This window comes from Nonomuraea sp. NPDC049649 (genome assembly GCF_040675175.1).
In the GTDB taxonomy this organism is placed as follows: Bacteria; Actinomycetota; Actinomycetes; order Streptosporangiales; family Streptosporangiaceae; genus Nonomuraea.
This window is the reverse complement of sequence record NZ_JBFAOH010000037.1, coordinates 1-19825: the sequence shown is the minus strand read 5'-3', so window position 1 is coordinate 19825 and position 19825 is coordinate 1. Positions and strand designations below refer to the sequence as shown.

General features: G+C 72.0%; 16 protein-coding genes and 1 pseudogene. 8 read left to right on the top strand and 9 right to left on the bottom strand.

Features of this window, described 5'->3' with window-relative positions:
• Positions 1 to 29 precede the first annotated feature (29 nt).
• A complete protein-coding gene (locus AB0J42_RS30730) occupies positions 30 to 1052 on the top strand; it encodes a GNAT family N-acetyltransferase (RefSeq protein WP_364300560.1) in 1023 nt (340 codons plus the stop codon).
• A 170-nt stretch (positions 1053 to 1222) separates the two neighbouring features.
• Here AB0J42_RS30730 and AB0J42_RS30725 read toward each other — a convergent pair.
• Positions 1223 to 1618, bottom strand: a pseudogene (locus AB0J42_RS30725) (Clp protease N-terminal domain-containing protein); the annotation flags it as partial.
• 72 nt (positions 1619 to 1690) lie between these two features.
• Here AB0J42_RS30725 and AB0J42_RS30720 point away from each other — a divergent pair.
• Positions 1691 to 2614 (top strand): hypothetical protein, encoded by a 924-nt coding sequence (locus tag AB0J42_RS30720; protein ID WP_364300558.1) that lies wholly within the window; start codon positions 1691 to 1693, stop codon positions 2612 to 2614.
• 208 nt (positions 2615 to 2822) lie between these two features.
• A complete protein-coding gene (gene add / locus AB0J42_RS30715) occupies positions 2823 to 3833 on the top strand; it encodes an adenosine deaminase (protein WP_364300556.1) in 1011 nt (336 codons plus the stop codon).
• A 153-nt stretch (positions 3834 to 3986) separates the two neighbouring features.
• Here add and AB0J42_RS30710 read toward each other — a convergent pair whose 3' ends face one another.
• The 7 genes from AB0J42_RS30710 to tkt form a co-directional block, all read right to left on the bottom strand.
• Positions 3987 to 5525, bottom strand: a complete 1539-nt coding sequence (locus AB0J42_RS30710) for a pectate lyase (protein WP_364300554.1) — start codon at positions 5523 to 5525, stop codon at positions 3987 to 3989.
• A 290-nt stretch (positions 5526 to 5815) separates the two neighbouring features.
• On the bottom strand, positions 5816 to 5998 hold the full coding sequence (locus AB0J42_RS30705; protein WP_364300552.1) for a LuxR C-terminal-related transcriptional regulator: 183 nt from the start codon (positions 5996 to 5998) through the stop codon (positions 5816 to 5818).
• A gap of 330 nt (positions 5999 to 6328) precedes the next feature.
• A complete protein-coding gene (gene pgl, locus AB0J42_RS30700) occupies positions 6329 to 7102 on the bottom strand; it encodes a 6-phosphogluconolactonase (protein ID WP_364300549.1) in 774 nt (257 codons plus the stop codon).
• 10 nt (positions 7103 to 7112) lie between these two features.
• Positions 7113 to 8012 (bottom strand): glucose-6-phosphate dehydrogenase assembly protein OpcA, encoded by a 900-nt coding sequence (locus AB0J42_RS30695; RefSeq protein ID WP_364300645.1) that lies wholly within the window; start codon positions 8010 to 8012, stop codon positions 7113 to 7115.
• A gap of 61 nt (positions 8013 to 8073) precedes the next feature.
• Complete coding sequence (gene zwf, locus AB0J42_RS30690) at positions 8074 to 9675, bottom strand: glucose-6-phosphate dehydrogenase (protein ID WP_364300547.1); 1602 nt, start codon at positions 9673 to 9675, stop codon at positions 8074 to 8076.
• Positions 9676 to 9744: 69 nt separating this feature from the next.
• Positions 9745 to 10836 (bottom strand): transaldolase, encoded by a 1092-nt coding sequence (tal, locus tag AB0J42_RS30685; protein WP_364300545.1) that lies wholly within the window; start codon positions 10834 to 10836, stop codon positions 9745 to 9747.
• Positions 10837 to 10841: 5 nt separating this feature from the next.
• Entirely contained in the window at positions 10842 to 12872 is a 2031-nt protein-coding gene (tkt, locus tag AB0J42_RS30680; protein ID WP_364300643.1) for a transketolase, read from the bottom strand.
• Positions 12873 to 13224: 352 nt separating this feature from the next.
• Here tkt and AB0J42_RS30675 point away from each other — a divergent pair, with 352 nt between their 5' ends.
• A complete protein-coding gene (locus tag AB0J42_RS30675) occupies positions 13225 to 14184 on the top strand; it encodes a heme o synthase (RefSeq protein ID WP_364300543.1) in 960 nt (319 codons plus the stop codon).
• 128 nt (positions 14185 to 14312) lie between these two features.
• Positions 14313 to 15476, top strand: coding sequence for a PrsW family intramembrane metalloprotease (locus AB0J42_RS30670; RefSeq protein WP_364300541.1), 1164 nt, complete (start codon positions 14313 to 14315; stop codon positions 15474 to 15476).
• Between the two features lie 123 nt (positions 15477 to 15599).
• Here the strand turns inward: AB0J42_RS30670 and AB0J42_RS30665 are convergent, their stop codons facing one another.
• Positions 15600 to 16577, bottom strand: coding sequence for a COX15/CtaA family protein (locus tag AB0J42_RS30665; protein ID WP_364300539.1), 978 nt, complete (start codon positions 16575 to 16577; stop codon positions 15600 to 15602).
• A gap of 88 nt (positions 16578 to 16665) precedes the next feature.
• On the opposite strand from AB0J42_RS30665, the gene AB0J42_RS30660 reads away from it, so the two are divergent.
• The 3 genes from AB0J42_RS30660 to AB0J42_RS30650 are packed head-to-tail and all read left to right on the top strand — an operon-like array spanning position 16666 to position 19735.
• Positions 16666 to 17790, top strand: coding sequence for an FAD-binding oxidoreductase (locus AB0J42_RS30660; protein WP_364300537.1), 1125 nt, complete (start codon positions 16666 to 16668; stop codon positions 17788 to 17790).
• Complete coding sequence (locus AB0J42_RS30655) at positions 17787 to 18029, top strand: (2Fe-2S)-binding protein (protein WP_364300535.1); 243 nt, start codon at positions 17787 to 17789, stop codon at positions 18027 to 18029. Before AB0J42_RS30660 ends, AB0J42_RS30655 begins: the two co-directional genes overlap by 4 nt.
• Positions 18026 to 19735 (top strand): FAD-dependent oxidoreductase, encoded by a 1710-nt coding sequence (locus AB0J42_RS30650; protein ID WP_364300533.1) that lies wholly within the window; start codon positions 18026 to 18028, stop codon positions 19733 to 19735. Before AB0J42_RS30655 ends, AB0J42_RS30650 begins: the two co-directional genes overlap by 4 nt.
• Positions 19736 to 19825: the final 90 nt, after the last annotated feature.

Here is a 19825-nt window from a genome sequence, read left to right as displayed (position 1 = left end):
ACGTAACAGTTACCCGGCACTCTTCTCATATGGGTTTTTTCCGCATTCGCACCACCGTCGACGAGCGGCCGGGACGACTGGCCTCCCTAGCCTCCGCGCTCGCCGGGCGAGGTGGCAACATCCTCGGGCTGAGTGTCCAGCCCGACACCGACGGGACCGTCGACGAGTTCGTCGCCGACATCCCCGCGAGCCCCGACACCGTACGCGAGGCGCTCGAAGCGGCCGGCGGGCGGCGGGTCACGGTCGTGCCCGCCACCGCGCACGAGCTGACCGACGAGCCCACCCGGGCGCTGCTGCTGGCCTCCCGGCTGCGCGCCGAGCCGTGGCGGCTCCCCGAGCTGCTGGCGGAGCTGCTGCGCGCGGACGACGCCCGGTGGATCTACGGTGAGGCGGTGAGTGATCTTCCCGACCCGACGCGGCTCGTCGTGCCCGTCGCGGCCCGGCGCGCCGTGCGGCTGCGCCGCGCGGACCTGCCGTTCACGCTGACCGAGGCCGCCAGGGCCGCCTCCTTCGCCCGGCTCGCCCAGCCGCCCGCGGAGCGGATCGGCGGCGAGAAGGCGGTCAAACTCGCCGACGGCGCCGAAGTCGTGATCAGGCCGCTCACCCCCGTCTACCGCGAGGCGGTCCGCGACCTGCACGACCGCTGCTCGCCCGAATCGCGCCGGTTCCGCTACTTCACCCCGCTGCCCTCGCTGCCGCCGCGGGCCTTCGAACGGCTCTGCGACCGCCGGCGCGGCCTCTCGCTGGTCGCCGGGAACGACGGGCAGGTCGTCGCGCTCGCCAGCCTCGTCTTCACCGCCGACCCGGGCATCGCCGAGGTGGCGCTCCTGGTCGAGGACCGCTGGCAGGGGCGCGGGCTGGGCTCGATCCTGGCCCGGACGCTCGTGCGCGAGGCCCGCGACCTGGGGTACGCCGAGGTCAGGACCTCGATGCTGGCCGACAACGTACGGATGCGCAGGCTGCTCGTCTCGCTGGGCGCCACGCTCACCTACACCGACGACCCCGGCGTGGTGGAAGGACGGCTGCCCGTCGGAGCGATGACGTCAGTCTGAGGTGACGACCCGGGGGTGGTGGAGGGGCGGTTGCCCGTCGGTCATTCTGAGGGCTTGATGCCGAGGTGCCGTTCGATGCGGTCGAGGCTCTCCTGGATCTTGGCGAGCCGCTGGACGATGTCCGGGTCCTCGGTGGTCTCGCGCGGACGCTGCTCCCGGCTCAGCCGGTCCAGCACGCGCCGGCGAATCGCGGCGAGGTCGGCCCCCGACGCCTCCAGTGCCCGGGCGCCCCGGCCCTGGCCCTCCCTCAGCAGGCCGAGCAGGAGATGCTCGCTGGAGATGTGGGCGTGGCGGAGCTGTAACGCCTCGCGCAGCGACAGCTCCAGCACCTTCTTCATCCGGGGCGTGAACGGGAGGTGCGCGTCGCCCGGGGAGACGTCGCCGACGCCTGCTTCGCGCCGCACGAACTCCCGCACCGTCTCCAGGTCCACTCCGTGGTCGTCGCTCTCCCGGATGAGGCTGAGCAGGACGTGCTCGGTGCCGATGTGGTGGTGGCGCATGGCCCTGGCCTCCTCCTGCGCCAGGACGACGACCCTGCGGGCACGGTCGGTGAAGCGCTCGAACACGGGCGGCCTCCGTTCGAATGGGCTGTTTTCATCATGCGCTACGGAACCGGCCATCCGGGGTATCTGACGTGTGTGGATCTTGACGAGGTGGCCGGGCGGCTGTACGCGCTGCCGCTGTCCGAGTTCACCGCCGCCCGCACCGCCGAGGCGAGGGCGGCCAAGGAGGCGGGCCAGGCCGCTTTGGCTCGCGAGATCGGCAAACTGCGCAAACCCACCGTCTCCGCCTGGGCGGTCAACCGCGCTGCCCGTGAGCACCCCGGCGAGCTGGGGGAGTTGCTGGCCCTCGGCGAGGACCTGCGCGAGGCGTGGGCGGCCCAGGACGCCTCGGCGCTGGCCGAGCTGATCCGGCGGCGCGCCGAGGTGACCGGCAGGGTGTCCCGCCTGATCAGGCAGGAGTCCGAGCTGTCGGCCGCCGCCGCGGCGGAGGTGGACCAGACGCTTGAGGCCGCCGTGGTGGACGCCGGAGCCGCGGACGAGGTGCGGCGCGGCTGCCTGGTCAAACCCCTCAGCTACAGCGGCTTCGCCCCCGCGCCCGCTCCTGCGACGGGCGGGAAGAAGGCTGCCCGGCGGGCTGAGGTCAAGGAGGGGGAGGCGGCCGGACGGGGTGGGCCGCGTGGTGAGGTCGAGTCCGCAGAGGAAAGGGCGCGGGCGGAGGGTGGCGGCGGCCGGTCCGGGTGGCGGGCCAAGGCTGAGGCGGCGAAGGAGCGGAAGGAAGCGGAGGCGGCCCGGCGGGCCGAGGACGAGGCGAGGCGGGCGCGGGAGCGGGCGGAGGCAGAGGAGAGGAAGGCGCGGGAGCGGGCGGAGGCGGAGGCGGCCCATCGCGAGTGGAGCGCGGTGCTGGCCGAGGCCGAGCAGGAGCACGATGAGCGTGCCGAGAGGGTGTCCCGGCTGGAGAAGAAGCTGGCCAAGGCACGCAAGCGGCTGGAGGCGGCTGCCCGGCGGCTGGAGGTGGCCCGCCGCGAGGAGCGGCACGCCCGCGCCCGGCTGAACGATTGACGGTGCAGCTGCCTCCGGAGAAGATGCCGCGCTCAACGTCATCGTGATCGGGGTGGCTGGGCCGGGGTCGGGTGGCGTTGTTGGCATTCGACGGATGACCAGTGGATTGCGTTGGTGGACGTTAGGTCGCCAGGAACTGGACAATTTGATGGGAGATTCAGGTCGAAAATCTAGCTGGTGGGTTCGGGCCGGGCCTAGGGTCGGCGGTATGAGTCTCGACGACTTCATCGACGCCCTGCCCAAGGTCGAACTGCACGTCCACCTGATCGGCTCGGCTTCGGTGCCGACCGTGCTGGAGCTGGCGCGTCGTCACCCTGGCAGCGGGGTGCCCACGGACGAGGCGGCGTTGCGGGCGTTCTACACGTTCCGCGACTTTCCGCACTTCGCCCAGGTGTACGGGGCTGTGAACGCGCTGGTGCGGGAGCCGGAGGACATCGCCACCCTGGTCACCGGGCTGGCCCGCGATCTGGCCGGTCAGGGCGGTCGGTATGCCGAACTGCAGGTGACTTCGTACGCGCATCACGTCATGGGGATTCCGAGGCGTGAGGTCACCCGGGCGCTCGATCTGGCCGCGCGGGAGGCGCTCGACGAGCATGGGGTCGAGATCGCGTACATCTTCGACATCCCGGGCGAGTTCGGCGAGGAGGCCGCGAAGATCACGCTCGACCACGCGCTGCAGGAACCTCCCGCGGCGTTGGTAGGTTTCGGGCTCGGCGGCATCGAACAGCGGCGGCCCGCGTACCGCGACGCGTTCCGGGACGCGTTCGCCGCCGCGCGGGCGGCCGGGCTGCACAGCGTCCCGCACGGCGGCGAGATGACCGGCCCCGAGACGGTGTGGGAGGTCATCGAGGGCCTGGGCGCCGAGCGGATCGGCCACGGCATCGCCTGCCTGGCCGACCCCCGGCTGGTGGCGTACCTGCGTGAGACGCAGCTCCCGCTGGACGTCTGCCCCACCTCCAACGTGGCGACCGGCCAGGTGGCGCGGATCGAGGACCATCCGCTGCCGCGCCTGCTGGAGGAGGGTCTGTTCGTGACGCTCAACAGCGACGACCCGCCGATGTTCGCCACCACGCTGGCCGGTGAGTACCGGGTGGCGGCCCGCGTCTTCGGCCTCGGCCGCGCGGAGCTGGCCCAGCTCGCCCGGAACGCGGTGACGGCGTCCTACCTGGCCGGGGAGCGCAAGCGGGCTCTCCTGGCCGAGATCGACGCCCTGGTCTGACGTACCCCGGCACATACTGGCGGTCTCAGACGATCGCGCACGCCCTGGCTGACGTGCCCGGCGCTCTACGCGATCGTGCCGTCGTCCCCGGACCCTGCTGGGGCGGGGCCGCCGAGTCAGGCGACGGCCCCGCCCCCGTCCGGGCGCCGGTGATCAGCCGGCGTAGGTCTCGAACTCGGCGACCCTGGGGGTGCCGGACGAGCTGGTGATCCGGAAGGTGATCTTCCTCAGCGTGGTGGGGCTGAAGGTGATGGTGCCCGCCCCGGAGCCGGAGGCCAGGACGGTTCCGGCGTCGTGGTCGCGCACCTGCCAGGAGCCGATGCTCGACCCGGACGCCTCGCGGATGACGATCTTGGAGACTGTCTTCTCGGAGCTCCACTTGACCGAGATGTCACCGGTCGAGCCGTTCGGCGACCAGTAGCTGTTCAGGTTGCCGTCGATCACGTTGCCGTAGCTGGTGCCGGAGGCCTTGCTGGAGCCGTCAGCGCCGGCCCCGATGCTGAGGTTGGTGCCGTCTCCGGGCGGCGGGGTGGGCGTCGGAGGCGGGTCGGTCGGCGTCGGGGTGGGGGTCGGCGCCGGGGTCTGCGGGGTGCAGCTGCCGTCCGACACCCGCAGGCCCTTGTTGGCGCCCGCCGTCTGCCGGACGAGGTTCGGCACGCAGGAGGCGCCGTCCATCTGGTAGGAGTACGGGACGCTGACGGAGGTGTTGGAGGTGGGGTTGGGCCCGGCGGGGTTGGTGTCGCCGCCCCGGCTGGACCATCTCACGTTGTCGAAGATGTTGCCGTTGACCTGCCAGTACCCGGCCTCGCTGGTGTAGAAGGTGCCCAGGACGTCCTTGGAGTCCTTGAAGTAGTTGTGCTCCACCTTGGCCCGTGCCCCGGCCCGGGAGTTGATGCCGGACTCGTTCAGGCTCACGTACGAGTTGTTGTAGATGTGCGCGATGCCGCCGCGCAGCAGGGGGGTGCGGGAGTCGATGTTCTCGTACAGGTTGTGGTGGAACGTGATGTAGCCGTTGGAGCGGTCGCTCTCGCTGGAGCCGATGAGCCCGCCCCGGCCGGAGTTGCGCAGGATGCTGTACGAGAGCGTCACGTACTGGGTGTTGTTCTTCATGTCGAAGAGGCCGTCGAAGCCCTGAGACTCTCCGCCGGAGGCCTCCAGGGTGACGTGGTCGACCCAGACGTTGCGGACGTCCTTCTCCATGCCGATGGCGTCGCCGCCGTTGGAGGTGGGCGAGCCGGACTTCTTGACGTTCCGTACGGTCACGTTCTGGATGATGATGTTGCGGGACTCGCGGATGTGGATGCCGACCTGGTCGAACACCGCTCCGCTGCCGACCCCGATGATGGAGACGTTGCTGATCTGCTTCAGCTCGATCACGCCGTCGGCGGTGTTGCAGCTTCCGCCCGACACCTTGCTGGTGTTGCCGTGGTTGATGGTGCCCTCGACCTGGATGATGATCGGGGTGCTGCTGCTGGCCCGGCTGCACAGGGCCTGGTGGATGGCGGTGCCGGTGGTGGCCCGGACCGTCTGCCCGCCCGCGCCGCCGGTGGTGCCGCCGTTGACGGACGCGTAGCCGGTGGCGCCGCCGGCGGCCGCGGAGGCCTGCATCGCCGGTAGACCGACGCCGAGCGCGGCCACGAGGGCCGCCGTGGACAGCACGGCGGGTAGCCGCCGGGTGAAAGCTGGTCTCATTCTCGTCTTACCTTCCTGTTCACAGGCCGGCTGGGGGATCGGCTCTGCCGCGTCTCTGGTAAGCGCTTTCCAGTGCTGCCGACTCAAGCACAGCACGGGGAGCACGTGAAGCCGGGGCCGTCTAGCGTCCGAGTTTCGACAGCGCGTTTCGACAGCCGGAACCAGGCGATCTCAGGCCGCGTACGAAGCGGATCCGCGCAGGTCGGCCGTGGTGCCGCAGGGTCCTGAGCGGCCCGCGCCCGGACCGGACGCCCGGAATGAAACTTTCATCGCCGCGCCGCCGCAGCGGCTCAGACAAGACCGGCCTCGTAGGCCACGATGACCAGATGGACGCGGGTCCGCGCGGCGAGCTTGAGCAGCAGATTGCTGACATGCGTCTTGACCGTGCTCAGGCTCACGTGCAGGGACTCGGCGCTCACCCAGAACCACACCGGCAGCCGGGCCAGCAGCGGAGGGCGAATCGGATCGCGCACGCTACGAACCTAAGCGCGCCACCCGCCGTCGCGCATCGGTCCAAAGACGGATGTGACGCGCCATCGTTTCGGACGCCCCTGACCCTCACGCGAGACGCGCCGGTCGCAGATCTGGTGTCCCCGGCAGGTCACCGACGCGCTGGTCGCGCACCCGGTGTGTCCCCGGCAGGGGTCCGACGCGCTGGTCGCGGACCTGGTGTGTCCGGCCTGAGGACGCGTTCCCCGGCCTGGTCTCGGGAGACGGGTGACGCACGTGCTCGGTTCCCGCGGGCCGACGATGACGAGGGCCGCCGCCGACGAGTGTCGGCGGCGGCCCAGGAGTACGGAGGGTCAGGGAGAGGCGATACGGCCGAGGCCGGGCGGGATCTTGCCCGCAGCCCCGCGGTCCAGCAGGAACAGGGTGCGCGCACGGCCGCGCGCGCCCGCCGCCGGGACCTGCACCGGGCCGGACTCCGACAGGGCCATCCGGACCGCGCCCGCCTTCTCCTCGCCGGCCGCCACGACCCAGACCTCACGCGAGTTCTGGATCACCGGCAGCGTCAGCGAGATCCGGGTGGGCGGCGGCTTCGGCGCGCCGTGCACCGCCACGACCGGCCGGGTGTCGTAGAGCGCAGGCATGCCGGGGAAGAGCGAGGCCACGTGCGTGTCGGGGCCCATCCCCAGCAGCATTACGTCGAAGCTGGGCGCCGGCCCGTGGTCCTCAGGATGGGACGCCTTGGCCAGCGCGGCGGCGTAGGCGTCGGCCGACTCCTCCGCCGTCATGCCGGTGTCGGGCCCGGCCATCACGTGCACCCGCGCCGGGTCGACGTCCACATGGTCCAGCAGCGCCTGCCGGGCGCCCGTCTCGTTGCGCTCGGGGTCGCCGGACGGCAGGAACCGCTCGTCGCCCCACCAGACGTCCAGCCGGCGCCAGTCGACGGCGTCCCTCGCGGGCGTGTCGCGGATCGCGGCCAGCGTGGCGATGCCGACGGTGCCGCCGGTCAGGACGATCGAGGCCGAACCCCTGGCGGCCTGCACGTCGACCAGGCGGGTGATGATCCGCGCCGCCACGGCCTTGGCCAGCAGATCGGCGTCGCGATGTACGACAACAGTGGGAACACTCACGTGCATCACCTTAGTGGGCGTATGTGCGGGCCAGCCGTTTCACGGCCAGCTCGTACGTCTCGTCGGAGTCGAGCCGGCGCAGTTCCTCGGCCAGCAGCTCCGAAAGCTGCCGCCGGCTGAGGGCCACGTTCCGGTCGGGCTGGCCGGGACGCGACAGCGTGGCCACCCGGGCGTCGCTCCGCGTGACCGACAGCTCGCCGTCGTCGAGCGTGAGCCGGACCTCGGTGAGCCCGGGCCCGCCGGACTCGGCGACGCCGACCGGGATCTCCAGCCGTTCCGACAGCCAGGCGGCCAGCAGCGGCGCGCTCGGGTTGCCGGGTGTGGCCGCCACCTGCCCGCCGTACACCTTGCCGACCGGCTGGTCGAACGCGGCGGCCAGCAGGCTGCGCCACGGCGTGAGCCGCGCCCACGCCAGGTCGGTGTCGCCGGGGGCGTAGCCCTTGGCCCGGCTCACCAGCGCGGCGATCCCGTCGGGGGCGGACCTGGCGTCGGTGATCCGCCGCTGCGCGAGCGTCCCGATCGCGTCCTCCGACGGCACGTCCGGCGCCCGGCCGGGCCACCAGGCCACCACCGGCGTGTCGGGCAGCAGCAGCGGGCTGACCACCGAGTCGGCGTGGTCGGTCAGCTCCCCGTACAGCCGCAGCACGACCGTCTCGCCCGGCGCCGACTCTCCTATGCGCAGCTCGGCGTCGAGCCGGTTCGCCTCCTCGATCTCCCGGTTGATCACCACGAGGATGCGCGACGGGTGCTCGCGGGCCGCGTCGGTGGCGGCGCGCACCGAGTCGTACTGGTCGCGCTCCTCGCAGATCACGACCAGGGTCAGCACCATGCCCACCGCGGGCGCGCCCATCTGGTGGCGCAGCTGCGTGACCTGGCTGGAGATCTTCCCCGCCGTCGTGTCAGCCAGCATGAACGTTGTCACGAATCCTCCTCGAGCGGTGTCGTGACCACGGTCTCGCTTCGCCCGGTCACTAGAGCCTCCTCCACCTGCGCCCGTCGCGGGCCATCATCGCGTCGGCCGACGGCGGCCCCCACGACCCCGACGGGTAGGGCTCCGGCTGCCCCTGGGTGGCCCAGAACTCCTCGATCGGGTCCAGGATCGTCCAGGACAGCTCCACCTCGCGCTGGTGCGGGAAGAGCGGCGGGTCGCCGATCATCACGTCGAGCAGCAGCCGCTCGTACGCCTCGGGCGACGACTCCAGGAACGACTCGCCGTAGGCGAAGTCCATGGACACGTCGCGCACCTCCATCGCGGTGCCCGGCACCTTCGAGCCGAACCGCACCGTGATGCCCTCGTCGGGCTGCACCCGCACCACCAGGGCGTTCTGCCCCAGGATCTCGGTGTCGTCCTTGCTGAACGGCAGGTGCGGCGCCCGCTGGAAGACGACCGCCACCTCGGTCACCCGGCGGCCCAGCCGCTTGCCGGTGCGCAGGTAGAACGGCACGCCGGCCCAGCGCCGGTTGGCGATCTCCAGTTTGATCGCCGCGTACGTCTCGGTCATGGAGTCGGCGGAGATGCCGTCCTCCTGGAGGTAGCCGACCACCTTCTCGCCGCCCTGCCAGCCGGCCGCGTACTGGCCCCGCGCGGTGTAGCGGCCCAGGTCGGACGGGAGCCGCACGGCCCTGAGCACCTTCTCCTTCTCGCGCCGCAGCGCCTTGGCGTCGAAGGAGGTCGGGTCCTCCATCGCGACCAGCGCGAGCAACTGGAGCAGGTGGTTCTGGATCACGTCGCGGGCGGCGCCGATGCCGTCGTAGTAGCCGGCCCGGCCGCCGATGCCGATGTCCTCGGCCATGGTGATCTGCACGTGGTCGACGTAGCTGCGGTTCCAGATCGGCTCGTACAGGTTGTTGGCGAACCGCAGCGCCATGATGTTCTGGACGGTCTCCTTGCCCAGGTAGTGGTCGATCCGGAAGATCGAGCTCTCGGGGAAGGCCGACGTGGTGATCTCGTTCAGCTCGTGCGCCGACTTCAGGTCGTGGCCGAACGGCTTCTCGATCACCACCCGCCGCCACGAGCCGTCAGGTGCCTGCGCCAGCCCCGTCCGCTTGAGCTGCTCCACCACGGTGGGGAAGAACCGGGGCGGCACCGACAGGTAGAACGCGTAGTTGCCGCCCGTGCCGCGCTGCTCGTCGATCTCCCGCAGGGCCATCGCCAGCGCGTCGAAGGCGCCGTCGTCGGAGAACTCGCCCGGCACGAAGTGGATGCCCTCGCGGAGCTGCCGCCAGACCTCCTCCCGGAACGGCGTCCTGGCGTGCGCCTTGACCGCGTCGTGCGTCAGCTTGGCGAAGTCCTGGGCCTGCCAGTCACGGCGGGCGAACCCGACCAGCGAGAACCCCGGCGGCAGCAGCCCCCGGTTGCCCAGGTCGTAGATGGCCGGCAGCAGTTTCCGTTTGGCCAGGTCGCCCGTGACGCCGAAGAGAACCAGCACACAAGGGCCGGCCACCCGCGGCAGCCGTTTGTCGCGCGGGTCGCGCAGCGGGTTGGCGGCCAGCACCTCCAGCGTGGTCGAGGTGCCCGCGACGGCGGACGCCACGGCGAGCGCTTCCTCCGAAGGCCCTGCCGGGTCACTCATCTCAAAACCTCCTGTGCGGGCACGCCGCGGCGGAGGGAGCGGTCCCCGCCGCCGCGGCGCCTCCGGCGGTTAGGGGACCAGGTTCTTGCGTACGCTGTCGAGCAGTTCGTTCCAGGACGCCTCGAACTTCTGGACGCCCTCCTCCTCCAGCACCCGCACCACGTCGTCGTAGTCGATGCCGGCGTCCTTGAGCTCGGCCATGGTGTTCCAGGCCTGCTCGTAGAAGGGGCGCACGGTGTCGCCGGTGACCTTGCCGTGGTCGGCCACGGCGTCGAGCGTCTTCTCCGGCATGGTGTTGACGGTGCCCGGGGCCACCAGCTCGTCGACGTACAGGGTGTCGGGGTAGTCGGGGTTCTTGACCCCGGTGGAGGCCCAGAGCGGGCGCTGCGGCCGGGCGCCGGCCGCGCGCAGGCGCTGCCACCGCTCGGAGTTCATGACCTCCTCGTACGCCGCGTAGGCCAGGCGGGCGTTGGCCACGGCCGCCTTGCCCTTCAGCTCGGGCTTGCCGAGCTTGTCGAGCCGGCTGTCGATCTCGGTGTCGACGCGGCTGACGAAGAACGACGCCACCGACTCGATCGTGGCGAGGTTGAGCCCCTTGGCCTGCGCGGCCTCCAGGCCGGCCAGCCAGGCGTCCATGACGGCGCGGTAGCGCTCCAGCGAGAAGATCAGCGTGACGTTGACGCTGATGCCCTCGCCGATGGCCTGCGTGATCGCGGGCAGGCCCGCCAGCGTCGCCGGGATCTTGATGAACAGGTTGGGCCGGTCGACCAGCCACCACAGCGCGCGGGCCTCGGCGACCGTCTTGTCGGTGTCGTGCGCCAGGCGCGGGTCCACCTCCAGGGAGACCCGGCCGTCGACGCCGCCCGTCGAGTCGTACACCGGCCGCAGCACGTCGGCCGCCCACCGGATGTCGTAGGTGGTGATGGCGCGGACCGCCTCGCCGACGTCGACGCCGCGGACCGCGAGGTCGTGCATCTGCGTGTTGTACGCGTCGCCCTTGCCCAGCGCGTTGGCGAAGATCGTCGGGTTGGACGTCACCCCGACCACGTTCTTCTCCCGGATCAGCTGCTCCAGGTTCCCCGTGCGCAGGCGCTCGCGGCTGATGTCGTCGAGCCAGATGGCCACGCCCTGGCCAGAAAGCTTGTTGAGGATCTCGCTCATGTCTCTCAGTTTCCCGTCGTCTCGCCCTTGTCCTGGCCCAGCTTGGCCAGGGACGCCCTGGCCGCCGCGGCCACGCGCTCCGCCGTCAGCCCGAACTGCTCGTACAACGTCCTGTACGGCGCGGAAGCGCCGAAGTGTTCGAGGCTCACGACCTCGCCGCACTCTCCGACGAACTCGTGCCAGCCGAGAGCGATTCCCGCCTCGACCGCGACCCGGGCCCGGATCGACGACGGCAGGACGGTCTCCCTGTAAGCGGTGTCCTGCCCCTTGAACCACTCGACACACGGCATCGAGACGACTCGCGCCGGAATGCCCTGCGACTCCAGCAGTTCCCGGCCCGCGAGCGCGATCTCCACCTCGCTGCCGGTGGCGACGATGAGGACCCGGGGCTGGCCGTCGGAGGCGTCGCGCAGCACGTAGCCGCCGCGCGCCACCCCGTCGGCGCTGGTGCCCTCCAGGGTCGGCACGTTCTGCCGGGTCAGCGCGATCGCCGCGGGCCGGTCGGTGTGCTCCAGGACCGTCTTCCAGGCGGCCGCGGTCTCGTTGGCGTCGGCCGGCCGGACCACGTCCAGGCCGGGGATGGCGCGCAGCGACCACAGGTGCTCGATCGGCTGGTGGGTCGGGCCGTCCTCGCCCAGGCCGATGGAGTCGTGCGTCCACACGTACGTCACCGGCAGCTTCATCAGCGCGGCCAGCCGCACCGACGGGCGCATGTAGTCGGAGAACACCAGGAAGGTGCCGCCGTACGGGCGCGTGCCGCCGTGCAGCGCGATGCCGTTGAGGATCGCGCCCATCGCGTGCTCGCGGATGCCGAAGTGGAGGGTGCGGCCGTACGGGTGGCCGGGGTAGGCCTTGGTCTGGAACTCCTCGGGGATGAAGGACGGCTCGCCCTTCATCGTGGTGTTGTTGGAGTCGGCCAGGTCGGCCGAGCCGCCCCACAGCTCCGGCAGCACCGGCGCGAGCGCGCTCAGCACCTCGCCGGAGGCCTTGCGGGTGGCCATCGAACCGCCCACCTCGAAGGTGGGCAGCGCGTGCGCCCAGCCGTCGGGCAGCCTGCGGTGGGAGATGCGGTCGAACTCCGCCGCCCGCTCCGGGTTGGCCTCACGCCAGCTCCGGTAGCCGCGCTCCCACTCGGCGTGCTCCTGACGGCCCCGGGCGGCCACCTCGCGGGCGTGCTTGAGCACCGCGTCGGGGACGTCGAAGGTCTTGGCCGGGTCCATGCCGAGCACCTGCTTGGTGGCGGCGACCTCCTCGGCGCCGAGCGCCGAGCCGTGGATCTTGCCGGTGTTCTGCTTGTTGGGCGAGGGCCAGCCGATGATCGTGCGCAGCCGGATGAACGACGGCCGGTCGGTCTCGGCCTTGGCCGCCTGCAGCGCCTCGTACAGCGCCTGCACGTCCTCGGCGTAGTCGCCGGACTGGGTCCAGTCGACGCTGAGGGTGTGCCAGCCGTACGCCTCGTAGCGCTTGACCACGTCCTCCGACTTGGCGATGAGCGTGTCGTCCTCGATGGAGATGCGGTTGTCGTCCCACAGGACGACGAGGTTGCCCAGCTTCTGGTGGCCGGCAAGCGCGCTGGCCTCGTGGCTGATGCCCTCCTCGATGTCGCCGTCGCTGACCAGGCACCAGATGTGGTGGTCGAACGGGGAACGCCCCTGCTCGGCGTCCGGGTCGAACAGTCCGCGCTCGCGGCGGGCCGCCATCGCCATGCCGACCGCGTTGCCGAGGCCCTGCCCCAGCGGGCCGGTGGTGGTCTCCACGCCGGCGGTGTGGCCGTACTCGGGGTGTCCCGGCGTCAGGCTGTCCCACTGCCGCAACCGCCGCAGGTCGTCCAGGGTCAGCCCGTAGCCCGACAGATAGAGCTGGATGTACAGGGTCAGGCTGGTGTGACCCGCGGAAAGCACGAAACGGTCGCGGCCGACCCACTGGGGGTCCGTCGGGTCGTGGCGCATCACCCGCTGGAAGAGCAGGTAAGCCGCGGGGGCCAGGCTCATCGCGGTGCCGGGATGTCCCGAACCCGCCTTCTCCACTGCGTCCATCGCCAGCGCACGAGCGACGTCGACGGCTTGCCGGTCGAGGTCGGTCCATTCAAGGGCTGGCACGAGTTCGGTGCTCAAGCTCGATCTCCGGAATCTAGTTGTCTTGATGGTGCCGGTTGGCAATCCCGCCCACACGGGACCCTAACCGAGCGGAGACGGCCGCTGATTCCCTATCCCCGTGCGTGTCCGGATTCGCGCGATCCCCGCGAGTGTCGGGCGACGCACGCCCCCCTTGCCCGGACCGCCCTCCCCTGCGACTACAGTTTGATTGTTCCCAGGGACGCCACGGCTGCCCATAGATATCCGCTCCAATCCGAGGTTACGCGTTGACTCCGCACGTGCTGGAAGCGCCTTGACGGTGCTGACGAACAGGCAGGCGAGCAGGCCGCACGACGCCCCCGGCCGGCGGAACACCGCCGAGCCGCGCTCCATCGCGGGCGTCGTCAAGGCCTACATCGCCCTCACCAAGCCGCGGATCATCGAGCTGCTGCTGATCACGACCCTGCCTGTGATGTTCCTGGCCGCCGGCGGCCTGCCGCCGCTGTGGACGGCCGTGTCCGTCATGGTCTTCGGCACTCTCTCGGCGGGCAGCGCCAACGCGCTCAACTGCTACGTCGACCGCGACATCGACCAGAAGATGCGCCGCACCAGGCGCCGCCCGCTGGCCCGCCACCAGGTGTCGCCGCGCGGCGCGCTGATCTTCGGCATCGTGCTCGGCGTGCTGTCCACCGCGGGGCTCTGGCTCACCACCAACTGGCTGGCCGCGGCCCTGTCGACCGGCGCGATCCTCTTCTACGTGCTCGTCTACTCGATGCTCCTGAAACGGCGCACCGCGCAGAACATCGTGTGGGGCGGCATCGCGGGCTGCATGCCGGTGCTGATCGGCTGGGCGGGCATCACCGAACGGCTCGACTGGGCGCCGCTGGTGCTCTTCGGCGTGGTGTTCTTCTGGACCCCGCCGCACACCTGGACGCTGGCCATGCGTTACAAGGACGACTACGCGGCGGCCGAGGTGCCGATGCTGCCCGTGGTCGCCACCGAGCGCCGGGTGATCCTGGAGTCGATCGCCTACACCTGGGCGACCGTGCTGTGCTCGCTGGCCCTGTGGCCGGTCGCCGGCACCACGCTGTTCTATCCCGCGGTGGCCGCCGTGCTGGGCGTGATGTGCCTGTGGGAGGTGCACGCCCTGCTGATCCGGCTCAACGCCGGCAAGACCGGGGTGGAGCTGCGGCCGATGCGCTTCTTCCACTGGTCGAACGCCTACCTGGCGCTGCTGTTCCTGGCCGTGGCCATCGACCCGCTGCTGGGCTGATCCCTTGCGGGTGGCGCGGCGGCGATTTTATCGTGGCATGTGAATAGCCGTTCATGCGTCACGAGGGGGGTCGGGGGCCGCGTCCGGCCAGGAAGGACACCGCATTTCCGATCGGTTACAGTCACCCTATGTCGACCCATGATCCACGCTGGGTGTTCAAGGACCGCCCGAGTTCGGCGTTGATCATCGGGCTGGTCGTCACCGGCGTCTGCACTCTCGTCTCGTTCTCCTTCGACGTGCTCAACGGCGAGCCGGTCCAGTTCTTCATCGCGCTCGGCCTGGCCCTCGCGCCGGTGCCGCTGCTGCTGGCCGCCGTGCTCGCGCTGGACCGGATGGAGCCCGAGCCGCGCAGCAACCTCGTCTTCGCCTTCGCCTGGGGAGCGGGCGTGGCGGTGCTGGTCGCGGGCGTGGTCAACTCGCTCAACCTGCACTACATCATGGACACCGTCAACCTGTCCGAGGCCAGCGCCCGCAACCTCGCGGCCACCTTCGGCGCCCCCGTCGTCGAGGAGACGATGAAGGGGCTGGTCCTGCTCGGGCTGCTGCGCTTCCGCAGGTTCGAGCTCGACGGGCTCACCGACGGCATCATCTACGCCAGCATGGTCGGGCTCGGCTTCGCCATGAGCGAGAACGTCAGCTACTACCTGGCCGCGCTCAACTCCGAGGCCGGCGGCGTGGGGCTGGCGGTCACCGTGGTGCTGCGCGGCATCCTGTCGCCGTTCGCGCATCCGCTGTTCACCTCGATGATCGGGGTGGCGGTCGCGTGGGCGGCGCAGCGGCACGGGCCCGAGCGGACCGTCTCCATCATGGCCGGCTGGTCGGGCGCGATGATCCTGCACGGCCTGTGGAACGGGCTCGTCTCCTACGGCGGCTTCCCCGGCCTGGTCGTCGCCTACCTGGTGCTGATGGTGGTGCTCGTGGTGCTGATCGGCGTGGTCGTCCGCGACCGGCGCCGCATCGTCGCGCTGATCCAGCGCTATCTCCCTCCGTACGAGCCGACCAAGCTGGTGACGCGGGAGGACATCCACATGCTGTCGGCGCTGCCCCGGCGCAGGCGCGCCCGCCAGTGGGCGCGCATGTACGGCGGCAGGAGAGGGCTGCGCGCGATGAGCGACTACCAGCTGGCCGCCACCGAGCTGGGGCTGCTGCACGACCGGGCCGCGCGGCGGGTGGTGGACGAGCAGACTTTCCACGAGGAGCAGCGGGCCCTGCTGGAGTGCATGAGCAGCGCCCGCGCCGAGTTCCCGGTGCCGCCCGCGACGGCGGGCACCGCAGGACACCCGCCCGCCTGAGCCGGAAGGGGCGGACGTATGGCGGCAAAAGGGGCCTGCCGTCGACGGGGGAGTGGCGGACTTCTCACCACGAAGGCTGACAGACCGTCCCCGGCCGTGCGGGTCGTCCCGGTGGGGGAGTGGTCAGGCCGTGACGGCCTTGGCCCGGGGCTGGGGAGAGACCGCCTCCTCACGCGTACGGAGCGCGGTGACCGCCCGCAGGGTGAAGATCCACACCAGGGTGGAGCCGAGCACGTGCAGCGTCACCAGGGCGGCGGGCACCCCCAGGAAGTACTGGACGTAACCGATCACGCCCTGCAGCAGCTCCACCGCCAGCAGCAGCAGCGCCGCCCGCCGGGCCCGCCGGGGCGCGCCGCTCACGTGCAGCGCGAACGCCAGCGCGAGCGTCAGCCCCACCACCAGGTAGGCGAGGTCGGCGTGCACCCGCGCCATGGTCTCGATGTCGAAGTCGAAGCGCGTGGCCAGCATGTCGCCCGAGTGCGGGCCCGTACCGGTCACCACCACGCCCATGACCACCAGCGCGAACACCGCCGCCACCAGGACGTGCCCGAGCCGCACGATGTCGCGGTGGACCAGCCGCACGGCCGGCCCGTCGCCCTCGCCGGCCCGCGCGTACAGCGCCCAGCAGGCGGCGGTCAGCCCGATCGACAGCAGGAAGTGCATGCTCACCGTGAACGGGTTGAGCATGGAGGTGACCACCACGGCGCCCCACAGCGCCTGGACCACGATGCCGACCGGCTGCAGCCAGGCCAGCCGCACCAGCGACCGGCGCCGCGGTGACAGCCGCGTCGCCGCGACGACGCAGGCCAGGCCCACGACCAGGACCAGGAACGTCACCAGCCGGTTGCCGAACTCGATCGCCATGTTGACCGGGTCGATCTCCGGATGGGCGACCGGGATGTAGCTGTCGGGGGTGCAGCGCGGCCAGGTCGGGCAGCCGAGGCCGGAGCCGGTGACGCGGACCACCGCGCCGCTCACCGTGATGCCGGCGTTGACCACCACGGACGCCAGCGCCCAGCCCCGCATGGCCCCCGGTGTCGGCGCCCAGACGGAGAACAGGAGCCGCGCGAGAGGGGAGGTGTGGTCCGTGGATTGCTTCACGCCAACGATGGTACGGGCCAGGTGGGGCGGTCCTTTCACCGCCTTTTCACGTTCGGGCGTATGTGACATATTACACACGGGAGGTGCGATGCCCGACGTGATCATCGTCGGCGCGGGCGTCGTCGGCGCCGCGTGCGCCTACTACGCCACCCGCGCCGGGCTCGACGTGACCGTCCTCGACCGCGGCCCCGTGGCCGGCGGCACCACCGGCGCGGGCGAGGGCAACGTCCTCGTCTCCGACAAAGAGCCCGGCCCCGAACTGGACCTCGCCGTGCTGTCCAGCCGCCTGTGGCGGGAACTGGCCCGGCTGGGCGGCTTCGAGTACGAGGCCAAGGGCGGGCTGGTCGTCGCCGAGACCCCCGAGACCTTCGAGCGGCTGGTGGCGCTGGCCGCCGCGCAGAACCTGCCGCACGAGGCGGTGCCCGCCGCCGGGCTGCGCGCGCTCGAACCCCACCTCGCCGCCGGGCTCGCCGGGGGCGTCCGCTACCCGCAGGACGCGCAGGTCCAGCCCATGCTGGCCGCCGCCCGGCTGCTCCGCGCCGCCGCGCCCGAGGTGCGGCTCGGCGTCACGGTCACCGGCTTCATCCGCTCCGCCGGCCGCATCAACGGAGTACGCACGAGCGACGGCGACCTGCGGGCCGGGGCCGTGGTCAACGCCGCCGGGACCTGGGGCGGCGAACTGGCCGCCCGGGCCGGGGTGACGCTGCCGGTGCTGCCCAGGCGCGGCTTCATCCTGGTCACCGAGCCGCTGCCGGAACCGCTCATCCGGCACAAGGTCTACACCGCCGCCTACGTCACCGGCGTCGCCAGCGACTCCGCCGGGCTGGAGACCTCGGCCGTCGTCGAGGGCACGCCCGCCGGGACCGTGCTCATCGGGGCCAGCCGGGAACGCGTCGGGTTCGACCGGACCACCTCCCTGCCCGTGCTGTCGCGGCTGGCGGCCCAGGCCGTCGCCCTGTTCCCGGCGCTGGCGGCGGTCCGCGCCATCCGCTCCTACTGCGGCTTCCGCCCGTACTGCCCGGACCACCTGCCCGTGATCGGCGCCGACCCGCGCGCGCCCGGGCTGTACCACGCGTGCGGCCACGAAGGCGCCGGGATCGGCCTGGCGCCCGCCACCGGCCACCTGCTCGCCCAGGCGCTCACCGGCGGCCCGCCCGGCCTGGACCTCCACCCGTTCCGTCCCGACCGCTTCCGTTCCGGGGAGGACCGATGACCTTCGAGATCACCGTCGACGGCCGGCCGGTTCCGGTGCGGCCCGGCCAGACCATCGGGGCCGCCCTTTACGCGGCCGGCGTCCGCGCCTGGCGCACCACCCGCTTCGGCGGCCGGCGGCGCGGGCTGTTCTGCGGCATCGGCGTCTGCTTCGACTGCCTGATCAGCGTCAACGGCGGGCCGGTCGAGCGCGCCTGCCTCATCGAGGCCCGCCCCGGAGACGAGGTGACCACCGCATGACGGGCGACACGCCCCCTCCGCCCGAGCGGGTTCCGCCGGACGATCTCGCCGTCACCGGCGCCGGAGAGGCGGGAGGCCCGCCGGACGATGTCGCCGTCGTCGGCGCCGGAGTGGGAGGAGGTCCATCGCACGATCTCGCGGTCGGCGGTGCCGGGGTGGCGGGAGGTCCGCCGGATGATGTCGCCGTCGTCGGCGGTGGGGTGGCGGGAGGTCCATCGCACGATGTCGCGGTCGGCGGTGCCGGAGAAGCGGGAAGTCCGCCGTACGATCTCGCCGTCATCGGCGGCGGGCCCGCAGGGGTGGCGGGGGCGCTGACGGCGGCGATGCGCGGGCTGCGGGTGGTGCTCGTGGACTCCGGCGTACGGCTCGGCGGGCAGTACTTCCGGCACCGGGACGGACCGCCCGAGAAGTTCGCCCGGCAGGTGCGTGCGCTCCGGGAGCGTGCCGAGATCATGACGGGCAGGCAGGTGTGGGCCGTCACCCGGGAGGAGAGCGGGTTCACCGTCCGCTGCCTCGGCGGGACCGCCGTCCGGAGCCGCAGGCTGCTGATCGCGACCGGGGCGTACGACCGGCCGCTGCCGTTCCCCGGCTGGGACCTGCCCGGGGTGCTCACCGCGGGCGGGGCGCAGGCGCTGCTGAAAGGCCACGGGGTGGTGGCGGGCAGGCGGGTCGTGGTCGCGGGCACGGGGCCGTTCCTGCTGCCCGTCGCCGCGGGCCTGGCCGCCGCCGGGGCGGGCGTCGCCGGGGTGTACGAGGCGAACGGCGGCCTCGGGCTGGCCCGGCACCCCCTGCTCGCCCTGGGCAAAGCCGGTGAGGCGGCCGGATACCTGGCCACGCTCGCCCGTAACCGCGTCCCGTACCGGACCCGGCACGCGGTGGTGGCCGCCCACGGCGACCGCGAACTGGAAGCCGTCACCGTGGCCCGCCTGGACCGGGACTGGAACGTGCTGGCCACCCGCCGCGTCCCCTGCGACGCGCTCGCCACCGGCTACGGGTTCGTCCCCCAGATCGAGCTCGGCGTCCAGCTCGGCTGCGCCACCCGCCCGGACGCCGACGGCACCCCCGTGCTCACCGTCGACGCCGCCCAGCGCACCACCGTCCCCGGCGTCTGGGCCGCGGGCGAGCCCACCGGCGTCGGCGGCCGGCACCTGGCCGTGACCGAAGGCCGCATCGCGGGCCTGTCCATCGCGGCGGACGGCGCTCCCGTGCGGGCCCTGCTCAGGAGGCGGGCACGCCTGCGCGCCTTCGCCGCCGCCCTGCACGCTGCGTACCCCCTCAAACCCGGATGGCAGACCTGGCTGACGGACGACACGCTCGTGTGCCGCTGCGAGGAAGTCCCGCTGGCCGGAATCCGCGAGGCCCAGCAGCTCGGCGCCACCGACGCCCGCTCCGCCAAACTGCTGTCCCGCGCCGGCATGGGCTGGTGCCAAGGACGCATCTGCGCCCACTCCGTAGCCGCCTTGACCGGCACCTCACCCCCCGCCCCCCGCCGCCCCCTAGCCCAGCCCATATCCCTCGCCGACCTCGCCACCCTCGCCCCGCACGACAGCACCGTGCGTGGCGCCACCCCGTGCGATTCCACCGCGTCCGACCCCACCGCGTCCGACCCCACCGCGTCCGACCCCACCGCGTCCGACCCCACCGCGTCCGACCCCACCGCGTCCGACCCCACCGCGTCCGACCCCGCCGTGGAGGAAACCCCATGACACTCCCTGTGTCAACCTCAGGCAGCAACGAACTCGTTGAGCGCTGCTGCGGCGCCGTGTTTGGCGGGGTCGTAGGGGACACCGTCGAGC